The organism is Paenibacillus sp. RC67 (genome assembly GCF_030020805.1).
In the GTDB taxonomy this organism is placed as follows: Bacteria; Bacillota; Bacilli; order Paenibacillales; family NBRC-103111; genus Paenibacillus_S.
The window spans coordinates 5,487,543-5,504,001 of the sequence record NZ_CP125098.1 but is presented as its reverse complement, the minus strand read 5'-3'; the positions used below and the strand labels follow the sequence as shown (position 1 = coordinate 5,504,001).

Genomic DNA, 16,459 nt, shown 5'->3' with positions numbered 1-16,459 from the left:
AATCAACCCATAATCCAAGTTCATTTAGATGGTTTTATATCAAAAATGAGTTGTGACCCCTATAAATTTCGTGTAACCCCCCCATATGTCAGGTTATCAGACTGGTATATGATTTTAGAAGATTCTTTTTTCTTTAAAAGGGGGCGCATCCGTGTGAAGATTAACAGAAAGGCATTGGTTACCCGGCATAATCCGGTTATTAGAGAAATCATTTCTTTGTCTCCGCTCTCCGTAGGGAACGGAGAATTTGCTTTTACAGCAGATGTTACAGGGCTGCAGACTTTTCCGGATCAATACACGATTCCGTTAGGCACACAGACTCAATGGGCGTGGCATAGCTCAGGAGGAAGAAATGTATGGAGCCTGGACGATGTACGGTTGCAGTATCGTGATGAGGAACGTCAGCTGGGGGGTTACCCAATCCGTGCGGAAGACAAGGAAGAGGCTTACCACTGGCTCAGACAGAATCCACATAGACTTCAGCTCGGCCAATTTGGCTTTACCTTTAAATCTGCATCCGGTGAGCTGTTGACGTACGATGCGATTACCCATATAGAGCAATCTCTTGAACTTTGGAGCGGGATATTAATCAGCCGTTTTTGTGTTGAGGATCAACCTGTAGTTGTGCACACCTTCTGCCACCCAGAGCAGGACAGCTTTGGAGTCACTGTTGAAAGTCCGCTCTTAACGGAAGGGCGAATGAACATTCAGATTCGTTTCCCGGCTCCAGGCATGACTTCACGCAGTTGGGATCGATCGATAGACATGAATTGGGGAGAGACAGACAGTCACGTAACAAAATGGCTCAAACAGTTGCCTTCGAGTGCACTGATTGAACGCACCATGGATGATGATGGCTACACCGTAGCATTAAGCTGGTCGCAGGGCGATTTGGAGCAGACAGGTGTGCATGAATTTATACTGCATGGAAGCGGTTTGTCGGAAAGATTGGAATTCACAGCGCAATTTTCACCACTGTCTAAAGTGAGAACGCTTGCAACAGCACAAGAGATGATTCATGCAAGCCGCGATCATTGGGAAAGGTTCTGGCTAGAAGGAGGCGCGATTGAGCTTGCAGAGAGTACCGATTCTCGTGCGTTGGAGCTGGAGAGGCGCATCGTGCTATCTCAGTTCAACACGGCGATCCATAGTGCAGGATCTGTTCCTCCTCAGGAAACGGGATTATTGTATAACAGCTGGTTTGGAAAGCTTCATCTGGAGATGCATTGGTGGCATGCGTTTCATTTTCCACTGTGGGGCAGAGCGCAAATGCTTGAACGCAGCATGGGCTGGTACAAAGAAATACTTCCAGTAGCGCGTGATTTGGCTCAATCTCAAGGATACCAGGGGGCCCGCTGGCCCAAAATGGTTGCAGCTGAAGGAGCACAAAGTCCGTCAGTCATTGCGCCTTTACTCATTTGGCAGCAGCCGCATCCTATCGTCATGGCAGAGTTGTGCTACTTGGCGGAGCCTACATCAGAGACATTAGCGCGATACGAAGATGTGGTGTTGGAATCGGCTGAATTCATGGCTTCGTTCGCCGAATGGGATGAAGGACGAAATCGTTATGTGCTCGGCCCGCCTGTCATTCCCGCACAAGAGAATCATAAAGCCGAGAATACGTGGAACCCGACTTATGAGCTGGAATATTGGCGTCATGGTTTGGAAGTCGCTATGAATTGGCTACGAAGGCTGGGTAAGCCGGTGAATCCGAAATGGTTGGAGGTTAGTGAACGGCTATCCGAGCTTCCCCATGCTGAAGGTGTTTACCTTGCTCATGAAAACTGTCCTAACACCTACACGGAAGCCAATATTGACCATCCGTCCATGCTCGGTGCTCTTGGAATGCTGCCAGGTAAGATGGTGGATCCGAGCATCATGCGAAATACACTTCAGCGGGTGATGGACAGCTGGTGCTGGGAACGCACGTGGGGATGGGATTATCCGATGGCAGCGATGACCGCAGCGCGGCTAGGTGAAGGAGAATGGGCTGTTGACCTGCTGTTGAAGGAGGTTACGAAAAACACTTATTTGCCGAACGGACATAACTACCAGCGCCCTGGATTGTATGCTTATTTACCTGGCAACGGCGGTCTATTGACTGCTGTAGCCATGATGGCTTGCGGCTGGCAGGGAGGGCCTGATCGCCATGCCCCGGGCTTCCCTTCGGATGGAAGCTGGACTGTTCGCTGGGAAGGGCTGCATCCATGGATGTAGGCTAAGCCCAAAGTCAGCAACGATTACTGATGATCTAGGTGCATGAGGTACAAGGTTTGCATCAAGGAAAGGGGTTATCCTATTGCTCGCCAAACATATTTCGTTAATGACCGCCTTCCTGTTAACGGCTTCCATAGCCGCAGGCTGTGCCAAAGAGGCAGTGGAAAATGAACAGACAAACAAGAATACAACAGCTCCAATCAGCCAGCCAGTAGAACTTACGATCTATTCGGCCGGCGGGACTAACAACGATGAATTTGAGAAAAATTTCGGCAGCTACATTAAGAAAAAATTTCCTCATGTGACCCTTAAATATTTGAGTCCCAAAGATGGAGCTGGCGCTGCCAACTTGGAAACCTTGATTACGGCTGGGATTAATATAGATCTATATTACGAATCCATTGGCACCTTTTTTTCGACTTTGCCTAGAAATAAAGCGACTCTTGATTTAACGGATCGAATTAAGAAGAGTAAGTTGGATCTTAATCGTTTTGATCCCACACTTATCGAAGCCTTAAAGCAAAATGGCAATGGACAAATATGGGGTTTACCAGTAACGACGAATTCGCTGTCACTTTATTACAACAAAGATATATTTAATAAATTCGGGGTTCCTTATCTGAAGGATGGAATGAGCTGGGATGAGCTGTACGAGGTTGCGAACAGACTTAACCGCACAGATGGAGGGAAGAAGTATGTAGGCTTGGCGATTTCGCCAAGCCATAGCACAAGAATGAACAACTATTCGATCCCTTTTGTCGATCCGAAGACGGGTAAATCGACTTACGACAACGAAAAATGGAAGCAGCTGCTACAGCCGATTCTTGCTCCTGCCGGAGATTCCTTGTATCAATCCAAAATGGAGGATCTGGGAAACAAGCTGCCTTACTCCAGCGAGTGGTTGAAGACACAAGATTTGGCCATCTTTGGTGTATTCTCGGATTGGCAGGTCGTAAGTCTGGAGCCGCTTCCATTCGATTGGGACTTGGCAGCGTATCCTACCTATAAGGATCAGCCGGGAGTGGGAAGCCAACAATATCCGGTCTACTGGGCTATTCCGTCCTTCTCTCAAAATAAGGATCAGGCTTTCGAGGTATTGAACTATCTGGTTTCCGATGAATACCAGCTTGAATTGTCCAAGAGAGGAAGCATGACGGTACTGACGAACCCCGAGATCCGTAAAGCGTTCGGGGAGAGCAGTCCCAATAAGAATAAAAATCTTGAGGCAGCCTATTTTAACAAGTCAGCGCCGATTTCCGTGAAAACGGAATATGACAAGAATGTAGAGAAAGCGCTTACGGATAAACTTCCGGATCTGGCACTAAATAAAATCGACGTGAACACGGCTTTGCGTAAAGCAAAAGAAGAAGCGGATAAAGCGATAGAAGCGGCAAAGAAATAACAGGTTGAGGAGGAAGCGGCATGGCCAAGAAAATAATGCTGCTGAGTGGGTTGTTCGTCCTTCTTTTAGTCATATGGATCGCGGCAGGACTATTCTTCTCTTCGGTTTATGGAAACGCCGGTTTTGGCGGGACTCTGTTAATCGGATTTTGCATCGTACCGATCGTCCTCCGTTTGGCGGTAACCAAGCTATTTCGAGCTAACGAGAAGACGATTGATCAATAAATGCAATTCAATACACATGAACGAAACAGATTAGGTGAAGGAGAGATTAAACAATGTCATCAAAAGAAATTGGTTATGCTGTATTCGGTCTTGGGGTCGGCAAAAGTCATCTTGCCAGTGCGGTAAAAGCAAATGGGTGTAAGTTTGTCGCGATTTGCGATATGAATGAAACGGTATTGAACAAGCTCGGAGATGAATATGGAATCGATCCGGCAAACCGATATACGAGCTATGAAGAGCTTTTAAAGCGTGAGGATATTGATGCGATTAGCATTTGTACACCGAGCGGCTGGCATAAAGAGCATACAGTGATGGCATTAAGAGCAGGCAAGCACGTGCTGACCGAGAAGCCTCTTGAGATTAGCGTTGAACGTATCGATGAGATGAACCGGGTTGCTGCGGAAGAAGGAAGATTTCTGGGCTGTGTATTCCAAAACCGTCTCGCACCAGCAAATCAGCTGATTAAAGAAACCATCGATAGCGGGCGAATGGGCAAAATGATCACCAGCAATTTTCATTTAAAATGGTATCGCGACGACAAATACTACGCCAAAAACGGGGGCTGGCGGGGCACTTGGGCAATGGATGGCGGTGGAGCGATCATGAACCAAACGATTCATACCGTGGATCTGATGCAATGGTTTATGGGGCCAGTTCGAAGCATTTTTGCAAAAATGGGAACGTACAACCATCCGATCGAAACAGAGGATACGGCAGTAGCCGTCATTACCTTTGAGAGCGGAGCGATCGGAACGCTGATTGGCACAACATGCGCATATCCAGGTCTAGAGGTTTCCGTTCAAATCCATGGAGCGAAAGGCTCCATATATTCCAAGAGCAACAAGATCGAGCTGTTTAAAATGGCGGACGACGATGAACAGCGTTCCGAAGAATCGCGCGTTTTGGAATCTTATGGTATCAACGCTACAGCCAAGCCAACCTCCGAATCAGTAGGACTTCCTAAGACAGGTCACGCGGGCCAAGTGCAGGATATGATCAATGCTGTCATTGCAGGGTGCCCCCCAATGATTGAAGGTAAGGAAGGCAGGGCTTCCGTTGAGATTGTGCAAGCACTCTATGAATCCGCAAGAACGGGCAAAGAAGTATTTATGCCCTATGTGCAGGAGCTGAACAGAGTATGAGCGGGCTGAAAGAACGAATAAGTTCTCTTCCGGCGATTGGCTGCTGTTTGACTTCAGGCTCATTTATGCCACAGAGCGGGAATCAGGTGGACGCAGTGGAGGATCATGTTGATGTGCTTTTTGAAGGAGTATGCGCACTGCTTCAAGCAGGCTATGATTATGCGGAGCTGACAGTCGGATCGTTGGCCCAACTGACGGATGGTGAATTTGAACGGCTTCTTCATAAGCTGAGAAGTGCCGGGATTTCCATTCCTGTGTTTAACAGCTTTATTCCCCCTACGTTGAAATTGACGGGGCCGGATGTTCAGCAGCTTGCGGTTGAGCAGTATGTCAAGCATGCGATGAAACGAATCCATGACGTTGGCGGAGAGCTGATTATTTTTGGAAGTGGCGCAGCTAGAACCATACCTGAAGGTTTTGCAATCGAGCAGGGATTAGATCAGATTAAAGAGTTCTTAATCATGTGTGACCGATACGCAGCACAATATGAGCTTTCTGTTGCCATAGAACCGCTGAACAGCAAAGAGAGTAATGTGATCAATAAAGTGGAGGAAGCACTGGATATAGCTCAGGGATTGAACTTAGGGCATATTCAAGTGCTTGCCGATGCTTATCATATGCATTTGGAGCAGGAGTCGCCGGAAATCGTTAAACGGGCGATTGACAATAGGCTTCTCGCACATGTCCACTATGCCGAGTTCGACCGCAGCTTCCCAGTTAGGGATGTCGAAGGCGGAGTGGATTTAACCCACTTGTTCTCGCTTCTTAGAGACAGTCGTTATGAGGGCCGTGTATCCGCTGAATGTATGACGGAGAGTGCAGCGACTAGCAGCGGGGATTCGTTGGACTACGTAAAAAGCTTATTAACACAATTACATGAAAGAGGCGAATAACATGTCTTTATTCACTTTATTAGTCAAATCGGGCCATCACAGCCGACAGTTTTGTCCGGTATCCTATCGAGTAGCAGGAGATGCCGAGTTATTGAAGGGCGCAGATGAACTGCACATGTCAGGACCTAATGGAGAACTGGTTGCTCTGCAATGTGAGAGAGACAACGGGGATCTCATTTTGCATTGGATCGTAGAAAGCCTTCCAGCAGGAGAGAGCCATTCCTATACTGTGCATGCGGGAAAAGGTAAGCAAGACCAAGCTGCAGCGGGCGTTCATTTGGAAGAAAAAGAAAGTCAGATCGATGTTCTCATCGACGGCAGTTATTTTACCTCTTATGTGTTCGATCCTGAAATCGCCAAGCCTTATCTCGGACCCATTATGGGGCCATACGGAGAAAGCTATACGCGGCTTGATTTTGAAACTAGGGAGCATCCGCATCACAGGTCTCTATGGCTTGCTATCGGTGACGTCAACGATATTGATATGTGGAATGAGCCTAAAGAGCGACACGGGAAACAAATCGTAACCGGATTCGGGGAGAAAACCGAGGGTGCTGTATTTGCAAAGCTGACCTCAACTCAAAATTGGTGCTCATTCGGAGGAAAACCACAGCTAACCGAGACACGGACGATGACCTTTTATAATACGCCAGCTGAGGGAAGGTTTATCGACATCGACTTTGTACTGCTTGCCAACGGACGCGTTGAGCTAGGAGCAACAAAGGAAGCAGGGCCGCTAGGCATCCGGGTAGCTGAGTCAATGAAGGCTGATAACGGAGGAGTTATTCGCAATTCCTTCGGTTCTGTCGGCGAGAAGGAGTGCTGGGGGCAGCGTGCTCAATGGTGCGACTACTACGGCAATGTAGGTGGCAAGACACTGGGTATCGCGGCTTTCGATCATCCTGAGAATGTGGATTACCCAACCTACTGGCATGTGCGGGACTACGGTCTTTTGGCAGCCAACAATTTGTATTTCCTGGGCGGAAAGCTGCTGCAGAAGGGTCAATCTATTCGATACAAGCATCGCGTTTATTTCCATACAGAAGATACGTTAGCTGGTCGGGTTGCTGAGAAATATCAGGATTATATTCATCCGCCGGTTGTGTCTTTGGTTGAATAATAACAAAAAGAGGGGGCCTGATTCCATGCATGATCCACAAGTGAATCGATCATTGCAACAGCAATTTCTAGAGCCTTCCGAAGAATTCACGCCTGTCCCGTTCTGGTTCTGGAATGATGCGCTGACTTCTGAGGAAATTGTGAAACAAATTAACGGATTCGCGGAAAAAGGAGTTATGGGATTTGTAATCCATCCGAGAATCGGGATACCGGAAAGCATTCCATACTTATCCGATGTGTATATGGATCTTGTTGAAGCAGCTGTAAAAGAGGCCAACCATCTCGGCATGACCGTATTTCTATATGATGAGGCCATGTATCCGTCAGGTTCTGCCAAAGGGTTAGTGGTTCAGGATGATCCTGCGTTTGCCAGTAGAGGCCTGAGGATGCTGGAGTTAGATGGCTCTAAGCCTGTCGTTCTCTCAGATGTACTCGAACCAGGGGATGCGCTGATTTCTGCTCAATCCGTAACGAAGCAGGATGATAAGAAGATTGATTCGGAGGCGACGCAAGTTGTTGAACCTGTGAATGGAACAGTCCAGTGTCCTGCTGGCAGTTCCAATCTGGTACTATTTATCGAAACGTACTCGAGAGGTACCATCAGAGGGATTCATTTCGGAGAGGACGATGGGGAGCCTAACGCCCCAGCAGCTGCTGACCTGCTGAATCCGCTCGCTACTCAGAAGTTTATCCGATTGACGCATCAACGGTACTACGAGAGAGTGGGGACTTACTTTGGCAATACGATTCAGGCTATGTTCACTGATGAGCCGGACATTCTTGGACGTCGTCATGTGAAAGGTTTGAAGGCATGGACGGGGGAGTTTCTGGCATGTTTTATGCAGGAGGGTTGTAAGGAAACCGATCTGCCTTTGTTGTGGTTCGAAGCAGATAATTCAGAAACGGTACGAAGTGCCTACCGTAAGGCTGTGAATAAACGGATGGTTGAAGCCTACTATAAGCCGCTAAGCGATTGGTGCGCGGAGCATGGCATTGCTTTGACAGGACATCCTGCTGCAAGCGATGAGATCGGTCTGCTGGAGCATTTCCAAATACCAGGTCAAGATGTCGTTTGGCGCTGGGTAGCCCCAGAGAACGGTAAAGCTTTGGAGGGCAGACACACCACGATGGCCAAATGCTCTTCTGATGCGGCAAGACACAGGGGGAGACGTAGAAATTTGAACGAATTTCTAGGTGTGTGCAGCTCTGGGGGAGGATGGGCGTTAAACGGTGGAGATGTGAAGTGGTACATGGATTGGCTGCTGGTTCGTGGAGTCAATTTATTATGTCCTCATGCATTCTATTATTCAGTCGATGGACCGCGAAGATTTAACGAGCGTCCGCCTGATGTGGGGCCGAACAATATTTGGTGGCCTCATTATCGCTTGTTTTCCGATTATATGAAAAGAATGAGCTGGTTGATGACGGACAGCGTGAACATGGCACCGATCGCCGTGTTATGCCGTGAGGATTGGCTGCCGTGGCAAGCAGTTAAGCCTTTATTTGAGCATCAGATAGAGTTCAATTATTTGGAAGAAAGCTTGCTTGTTAAGGCAAGTACAATAGACAACGGTTATATTCGCATTAAGGACCAAGCTTACTCTATCGTATTGGTTGAAAATGAACGGCTGTGGGAAGAGAAAACGAAGAAAGCATTGCAATTATTCCGAGACGGCGGCGGTATCGTAATCGTCCTTCATACCGATAAGCAGGAGCAGAGCTTGGCGGCAACCATACGAATTACGGCACCAAACCGTTTGATACCCGAGCTGGATAATGTGATGCCGCGAGATGTCGTCTTGGATCCACCTTCCCCAGATATACGTGTAAGCCATGTTGTCAAAGAAGACCATCATTTTTACGTACTGGTTCACGAGGGAGAGCAGGCATATGAAGGAAAGCTAACCGTTGCTGTGACAGGCCGGGTGGAGCGTTGGGATCCATGGGAATGTTCAATCGATTTAGCAGATGCTCGACTGTCGAACGATGGTACGACCATTCCTGTTCTGCTGGATAGAAGGCAAAGTATGGTTTATAGCATAGATCCTTCCGTTCAAGTGCACGAGGAGAGTAACACGGTGAATACCGATGTGAGTACCGACCTCGATAAAACGGTTCACTCTCTCACGGACGAGTGGATGGTAGCTGCATCGCAGTTCCCAGTTCCATCAACACTTACAGGATTGGGCGATTGGTCACATATGGAAGGATTAGAGCACTTATCGGGTACGGTCCATTATGCTAACCACTTTGTAGTGGAGAGCGAGCACTTGCAGCAGCCTACACCTGTCGTTCTTGATTTGGGAGAAGCATATGAAATGGCTGAAGTATGGGTGAATGAACAGTTCGTCGGAGTGCGCATGTGGCATCCTTATACGTTCAATATCGAGTCGTTCGTTAAACCGGGTGACAATGAACTGCGAATAGCAGTAACCAATAGCTTAGCAAATCGAATTGATCGTGTACAACTTCCGTCTGGCTTGATCGGTCCGGTCAGCGTTACCGAATACCGTATGTAGACTGTCTTAGAAATTGGGGGGCTTACGGTGAATAAGAAAACATGGTTTCTCATGATGCTTGTTATTTTACTTCTGGTGGCAGGCTGCTCGACCCCAAAGTCAGGTCAAACCCAGAATGCGAAGACTACGGATGAAATGCCTTCCGGACCTGTAAAGCTTAGCTTTTATCTGGATGTCCCACTCACTGATGAAGAGTTCGATAAAATCTTTATCAAGCCTATTGCTGTTAAATATCCCAATGTCACACTGGAGCTGATTCGTAAAGCAAAAGGGATGATGCCTCAAGATTTGATGGCTGCGGGGATTGTACCGGATATTATTTTGGCTGCCAGCACGACCGTAATGAATTGGCAGGGGTTAGGCATGGTAGATGACTTGACTCCACTTATAAAGGGAGCCGGCATCGATATGAACCGATTCGACTCTGCCATTACGGAATCTTTGAAAATGTACACGGACAAAAACGAAATTGTAGGTTTGCCATACGTAATGAACTGGGTGGCGTTGTTCTACAATAAAGATATTTTCGATAAGCTGGCTGTGCCTTATCCCAAGGATGGAATGGACTGGGAAGCTGCACATGAATTGAACAAGAAGCTCACTCGAACTGTGGATGGCGTACAGTACCGTGGTCTTGATCCAGACACTGTCGATAAGATGGGATTTGGGTTATCTCTTGATTATGTGGATACGAAGACTGGAAAAGCAGTGCTGGATACGCCGGAATGGAAAAAAGTACTGGAAACCGCTCTTACGATTACAAGCATTCCAGGGCACAACATTGGAGGCAGCTCAATACCAAACTTTACGGATAAGCAAAATACGGCCATGCTGGTCGGCGGAATCACGTCTGATTTGCAGAAGCTTCACAGTGACGGTCACCCTATGAACTGGGATATGGTGACAATGCCGAACTTCAAGGAAGGACTTGGAACAGCGCGTGAGCTGGATGCCCATTACATGGTACTTAATAAGCAAAGTGCCAATAAACAGCTGGCTTTTCAAGTCATGCGTCACATTATTTCAGATGAAGTGCAGAACATCGTCGTACGTTCAGGCAGGCTGTCCAGCTTGAAGCAAACGGAAGAACATAAAAAAATATTTGCCAGCGATTTGCCAGCGCTTCAAGGCAAAAACTTCAATGCGGCTTTCGGAGCCAAAATTCGCAAAAACCATTACACAACTCCTTACGACGGGCAAGGGAGAACGGAAATCAAGAAAGCGCTAACCGACATGCAGCAGGGAAAAGACGTCAACACGGCATTAAGGGATGCGAATGAGAGATTTGCTCAATATTTGGAGAAGGAGAAAGTGAAATAAAAGAAAATCATCTGGGGCTGCACTTAAGATTTGGATCGAAACTGAAGTAGAGAAGGGGAGTTGTAAAAAGATGAAATTCAATAAGTCAATCCTGTCTGTTATTGCGTCCAGTATGCTTATTTCCATGCTCGCAGCGTGTGGGGGAAGCGGAGGAGGAGCGGGAGCCGATAAAGGTACGTCCGATAAAGCGGCGAGTAACACGGATAACGAACCAGCTAATCTGGTCATTTATTCGAACAGCGGCGATTCGCCAGACAGCTGGAACGAGCGTTTCGGCAATGCGCTTAAACAAAAATTTCCTAATTACAACATTAAGTACATTCAGAAGCAGTCGAACTATGGGATTAAGGAGCTGCTCACAGCCGGTGAGACGATCGACATTTATTGGGATTCTATCGGCGGCTTTGCTTCCGGTCTTCTCGATAACGGACTTGAGTATGATATGACCGATTTGATGAAGAAGCATCAGATCGACTTTTCGAAAATGGAACCCTCGGTAGCAGATTCTGTCAAACAGATCTCGAAGGATAAAATTTATGGTATTCCTGTTTTCAATAACAACATGGTTTTGTATTACAATAAAGATTTGTTCGATAAATTCGGCGTTCCGTATCCGAAGGACGGTATGACATGGACAGAAGCCAACAAGCTGGCACAGCAGTTGACGCGTGTAGATGGCAAGACCTATGTCGGTCTGTCATCGTCCCAAACGCATATGCTCCCTATGAATCAGCTGTCGATACCTTTTGTCGATGCAGCCGATAAACCGACCATCTTCACCAATGAAAAATGGCGGGAGTATTTCGACACTGTCTTTGTAGGACCAAGTAAAGCACAAGGGTATGTCGAATATATGAAAGAGCTTAAAGAAGCGATTCCATATCGAAATGAATTTTTGAAAGAAAAAAATGTGGCGATGTTCGCTTGGCTATCATCTATCGTATTTGTATTTCCAGAAGAATTCCAAAGCATGAACTGGGATATGGTATCTCTGCCAACGTTCGACAGCCTGCCTAAGGTCGGATCGCAAGCTTATCCAACTTATTTCACCGTAACCTCCATGTCCAAACAGCAAGACCAGGCGATGAACGTGATCAAATATTTAATTAGCGATGAACATCAAACCAAGCTGTCTAAAATCGGACTGATGCCGGTGTTGAATAACGATGCCGTGAAAAAAGCGTACGGACAGGAAAGCATCTTCAAAGGGAAAAACTTTGGCGCTTCTTTCTATAACAAATTCGCTCCGATTCCTGAAAAATCACGTTATGATAGCCTTCTGTTAACCCCTTACGCTAAAGCGGTTCCTAAGGTCATCATGACTGGAGATTACAATACGGTATTCCGGGCGACCGAGGAAGATACGATGAAAAAAATAACGGATGCCAAAAAATAATGCGTTGCGGGCTGTGATATGAACTAAGCGGTGGGGCTTGGTTTCAGACAGTCCGAGCTACAGGAACGTTGTAATTCCCTGAGGGTCCTTTATAATAGAGCATGAACGGTATTATGCCGTGCATGCTCTATTACAGTTTTATATAAAGGTAGTGATCGTATGGATTTATTCTCTTTTGCTGCGGAAGAAAATCAAACAGGTAAGCTGCTCGCGGATCGAATGAGGCCGCTTACGCTAAGTGAATATATAGGACAAGAACATATTGTCGGACCCGGAAAGCTGCTGCGTCGAGCTATTGAAGCAGATCAGGTGTCGTCCATTTTGCTGTACGGACCGCCGGGAACCGGGAAAACGACGCTCGCGAATATTATTTCGCATGCAACGCAGGGAGCTTTTGTTAAGCTCAATGCGGTAGATGCTACAGTGAAGGATGTTCGAGAGGTCATTGAGCAGGCAAGAACGAACAAGGATCTTTATGGTCGTAAAACGATCCTGTTTCTCGATGAAGTACATCGCTTCAATACGTCGCGTCAGGATGCGCTGCTTCCAGCGGTAGAGCAGGGAATTATAATATTCATCGGTGCCACGACCGAGAATCCGTTTCACCACGTGAACGGGGCGCTGCTGTCCCGTTCTACGCTCTTTGAGCTTCATGCGCTCACGCATGAGCATTCCCTTGTCGCGCTGCGGCGTGCGCTCAGCGACAAGAACCGCGGCCTCGGCATGCTGCCGATTGAGGCCGATGAAGATGCGCTAGCGCATCTGGCGCACATGGCGGGCGGAGACATCCGCCGTGCGCTCAATGCGCTCGAGCTCGCTGCGCTAACCACCCCTCCGGCTGCGGACGGGGTGGTTAGCGTGAATCTTGCGGTCGCCGAAGAATCAATTCGGCGGCGTATCGTGAAGGCCGACGAGTCGACGCAGTACGACGTCCTCTCGGCCTTCCACAAGAGCGTACGCGGCTCTAGTGACGCCGCGCTGTTCTGGTTCCTCTATGCCGTAGAGAAGCTCGGCATGGATCCCATGACCTTCCTGCGACGGCTGATTGTCGCCTCCAGCGAGGATATCGGCTTGGCCAATCCACAGGCAATGGTGCAGTCCGTATCCGCAATGGATGCGTATCATAAGATTGGCTGGCCGGAATCAAAGTACGTAATCGCTCAGGCGATTCTTTTTGCAGTGGAAAGCCCCAAGTCGAACGCCATTCCGATGGCGATCGCCAAGGTGATGGATGCTTTCGACGCCATCGGCTCTGCAGAGGTTCCAATGCATTTACGGGATACGCATTATTCAGGAGCTGAGAAGCTCGGGCACAAGGGGTACAAATACCCACACAATTATCCGGGGCATTATGTGGAGCAGCTGTATGTACCGCAGCCACTGGAAGGCCAGTATTTCTATGAAGCGACGCAGCAGGGAATGGAAGACAAAATCAGGCAGAATCAAGAACGTCGCAGAAACAGCAAAGGGACTCTACGCTAGTAAAACAGGCTTTCATATGATGGATATTCAAAAACGGCCGAATATTACGATTTGCGGTCGTTTTTTCCAAATTGTTCAAGCTTTTATAGCCCACATTCGTTATTTTTGGGCATAGCACAGCGTTTGACTGTATAGCTTATTAATATATAATTTACAATATAAACCTAAGGGAGGTGTACCTATTCACCTCGAGCGAGGGGAATAGGAAACGTATTGATGGATAGTGACCCGTTACCCGCGATATGGAATTTTAGTCTTGTGTTATTTCTGGTGCTACTGAACGGTTTCTTCGTGGCTGCCGAATTTGCCATGGTCAAAGTCCGCAACAGCCGCATTGATGCGCTGGTGCAGGAAGGAAATCGAAACGCCAGATTCGCCAAAACGATCGTGAGCAACTTAAATGGTTACTTATCGGCCTGCCAGTTGGGCATTACGCTCGCTTCTTTAGGGCTTGGCTGGATTGGCGAACCCGCAATCGCTAGACTCCTTGAGCCGGTGCTGCTTCCGCTGCAGTTCTCCACTGCGGTTATTCATACGATCTCCTTTGTCATCGCCTTCACAATCATTACCGCCTTTCACATAACGCTGGGAGAGCAGTTCCCCAAAACCTACGCCATCCGGATGTCAGAGAAAGTCACTTTGCTGTCTGCCGGACCTCTCATATTATTCTATAAGCTCATGTTTCCACTGATTTGGTTTTTGAACGGTACTTCGAATTGGATGCTGCGCAAGGCGGGGATAGAGCCTACAGAAGAGCATCACACCGTACACACCGAGGAAGAAATTCGCGTTCTCATGAAAGAAAGCAACAAGAGCGGGCTTATCGATAACACCGAATTGGCACTCGTAGACAACATCTTTGATTTTACCGAAACCAACGCCCGCGAGATCATGATCCCAAGAACCGAAATGATATGCCTCTACGCCAACTTATCCTATGAGGAAAACAAAAAGATCGCCATCACCGAGATGCACACCCGTTATCCGGTGTGTGATCCCGACAAAGACAATATTATCGGCTTCGTTCATATTAAGGATTTGCTGAAATTCAATCAAGGCAACGGGCAGATTAGCAGTATCGTCCGGCCTATCACCAAAGTACCCGAATCGATGCAAATCAGCGCATTGCTTAAGCTTATGCAGAAGAAAAAGAATCAGATGGCGTTGCTGATTGATGAATACGGAGGAACATCAGGCTTGGTGACCTTCGAAGATATCATTGAAGAAATCGTCGGAGAAATTCAAGACGAGTTTGACGAAGAACGTCCGCAAATTGAAAAAAAGGATGACGCGACGCATTCCATCGACGGTCGATTGCTTATTGAAGAAGTAAACAGTTATTTCGGATTAGAGATTGAGTCGGACGATTATGATACCATAGGCGGTTGGGTCTATTCGCAAGTGGAAATGCCACCGAAGAAGAGTCAGCATATCCGATACGACGACAACTATGAATTCATTATCGATGAAACGGATCAACTGCGAATCTCGAGAATCGTAGTGAAAAAAAAGGTAAGGGGCCTCATTCGGAGCACTCATCCATCAGTATATAAAGGTTATAATAAAAAGGTCACCTTATGGCTAAAACCATAAAGTGACCTTTTTTGTTCTTAAGCGAACTTATTTCGGAAGAAAGCTAAGGAACCATGACATCGATAGTAGCCCCGCCAAGACAAACCTCGCCGTCGTAAAATACAACAGACTGTCCTGGAGTAATTGCTTTTTGCGGCTGATCGAATGTTACCACACAGTTCCCGTCGCTGCCGAACGCTACGGTAACGCCTTGATCCGGTTGGCGATAGCGGAATTTGGCGGTGCAACGAATTGGTGCTTCGGGCAGCTTGCCGCTGATCCAATTCAGATCTGTAGCGCGAAGTCCGCTTGTGTATAGGCTTGGATGCTTCTCACCCTGAACTACATACAAAATGTTCTTCTCCAAATCCTTACCGGTAACGAACCAAGGTTCACCATTACCGGAGCCTCCAATGCCGAGTCCTTGACGCTGCCCGAGGGTGTAATACATTAAGCCGTCGTGACGGCCTTTAACCTCACCGTCCAAAGTAACCATGTTACCAGGCTTGGCTGGCAAATACCCGCTTAGAAACTCTTTGAAGTTCCGCTCGCCGATGAAGCATACACCGGTGCTGTCTTTTTCTTGGCGGTCGCAAGACCTGCGTTCTCAGCAATGGCCCGCACTTCCGGCTTTGGAAGATGTCCTATCGGGAACATGGCCTTGGACAGTTGGTACTGATTGAGAGCATTCAAGAAATAAGTTTGATCCTTGTTGTTGTCTACGCCGCGCATCAGACGGAACAGCCCGTCCTTTTGCTCCACTCTTGCATAATGGCCTGTCGCGATATAATCGGCGCCAAGCTCAAGCGCTTTTTGCAAAAACTCGCCGAACTTGATCTCGCGATTGCACATTACGTCAGGGTTCGGTGTTCTTCCTTTGCGGTATTCATCCAGGAAATATTGAAACACCTTATCCATGTATTGTTTCTCAAAATTTACCGTATAATAGGGAATACCGATTTGGTCGCATACTCTGCGAACGTCTTCCGCATCTTCTTCTGCGGTGCAGTGACCGAATTCGTCGGTATCATCCCAGTTTTTCATAAAAACGCCGATAACCTCGTAGCCCTGTTCCTTCAACAGGAGAGCGGAAACGGAAGAATCGACTCCGCCGGACATGCCGAGGACGACACGTGTTTTGTTGTTCATGCGGGTTACCTCTCCTTACAGCTT

11 protein-coding genes and 1 pseudogene are annotated in these 16,459 nt (G+C 47.6%); 11 read left to right on the top strand and 1 reads right to left on the bottom strand.

The genetic code is table 11. From position 1 onward, the window contains the following. Window positions 1–153 precede the first annotated feature (153 nt). The 11 genes from QMA13_RS25030 to QMA13_RS24980 all read left to right on the top strand — a co-directional run bounded on the left by QMA13_RS25030 (window position 154) and on the right by QMA13_RS24980 (window position 15,307). Window positions 154–2,217, top strand: a complete 2,064-nt coding sequence (locus tag QMA13_RS25030) for a glycoside hydrolase family 65 protein (RefSeq protein WP_282936438.1) — start codon at window positions 154–156, stop codon at window positions 2,215–2,217. Between the two features lie 82 nt (window positions 2,218–2,299). Further along, window positions 2,300–3,619, top strand: coding sequence for an ABC transporter substrate-binding protein (locus tag QMA13_RS25025; protein WP_282936437.1), 1,320 nt, complete (start codon window positions 2,300–2,302; stop codon window positions 3,617–3,619). A gap of 20 nt (window positions 3,620–3,639) precedes the next feature. Next, on the top strand, window positions 3,640–3,843 hold the full coding sequence (locus QMA13_RS25020; protein ID WP_282936436.1) for a hypothetical protein: 204 nt from the start codon (window positions 3,640–3,642) through the stop codon (window positions 3,841–3,843). A gap of 53 nt (window positions 3,844–3,896) precedes the next feature. After that, on the top strand, window positions 3,897–4,985 hold the full coding sequence (locus tag QMA13_RS25015; RefSeq protein ID WP_282936435.1) for a Gfo/Idh/MocA family protein: 1,089 nt from the start codon (window positions 3,897–3,899) through the stop codon (window positions 4,983–4,985). Then, window positions 4,982–5,878, top strand: a complete 897-nt coding sequence (locus QMA13_RS25010; protein ID WP_282936434.1) for a sugar phosphate isomerase/epimerase family protein — start codon at window positions 4,982–4,984, stop codon at window positions 5,876–5,878. The genes QMA13_RS25015 and QMA13_RS25010 overlap by 4 nt, the downstream gene beginning before the upstream one ends. Window position 5,879: 1 nt before the next feature. Further along, window positions 5,880–6,998, top strand: coding sequence for a DUF6807 domain-containing protein (locus QMA13_RS25005; RefSeq protein WP_282936433.1), 1,119 nt, complete (start codon window positions 5,880–5,882; stop codon window positions 6,996–6,998). Window positions 6,999–7,023: 25 nt separating this feature from the next. Continuing rightward, window positions 7,024–9,516: a glycosylhydrolase-like jelly roll fold domain-containing protein gene (locus QMA13_RS25000; protein WP_282936432.1), complete on the top strand. Its 2,493-nt coding sequence runs from the start codon at window positions 7,024–7,026 to the stop codon at window positions 9,514–9,516. Between the two features lie 27 nt (window positions 9,517–9,543). After that, complete coding sequence (locus tag QMA13_RS24995; protein ID WP_282936431.1) at window positions 9,544–10,836, top strand: ABC transporter substrate-binding protein; 1,293 nt, start codon at window positions 9,544–9,546, stop codon at window positions 10,834–10,836. A gap of 70 nt (window positions 10,837–10,906) precedes the next feature. Then, entirely contained in the window at window positions 10,907–12,232 is a 1,326-nt protein-coding gene (locus QMA13_RS24990; RefSeq protein WP_282936430.1) for an ABC transporter substrate-binding protein, read from the top strand. 159 nt (window positions 12,233–12,391) lie between these two features. Next, window positions 12,392–13,714, top strand: a complete 1,323-nt coding sequence (locus QMA13_RS24985) for a replication-associated recombination protein A (protein WP_282936429.1) — start codon at window positions 12,392–12,394, stop codon at window positions 13,712–13,714. A gap of 216 nt (window positions 13,715–13,930) precedes the next feature. Continuing rightward, window positions 13,931–15,307, top strand: coding sequence for a hemolysin family protein (locus QMA13_RS24980; RefSeq protein WP_282936428.1), 1,377 nt, complete (start codon window positions 13,931–13,933; stop codon window positions 15,305–15,307). 43 nt (window positions 15,308–15,350) lie between these two features. On the opposite strand, the pseudogene mnmA reads toward QMA13_RS24980, so the two are convergent. Next, window positions 15,351–16,435: pseudogene (mnmA, locus tag QMA13_RS24975) on the bottom strand (tRNA 2-thiouridine(34) synthase MnmA). Between the last annotated feature and the right edge of the window lie 24 nt (window positions 16,436–16,459).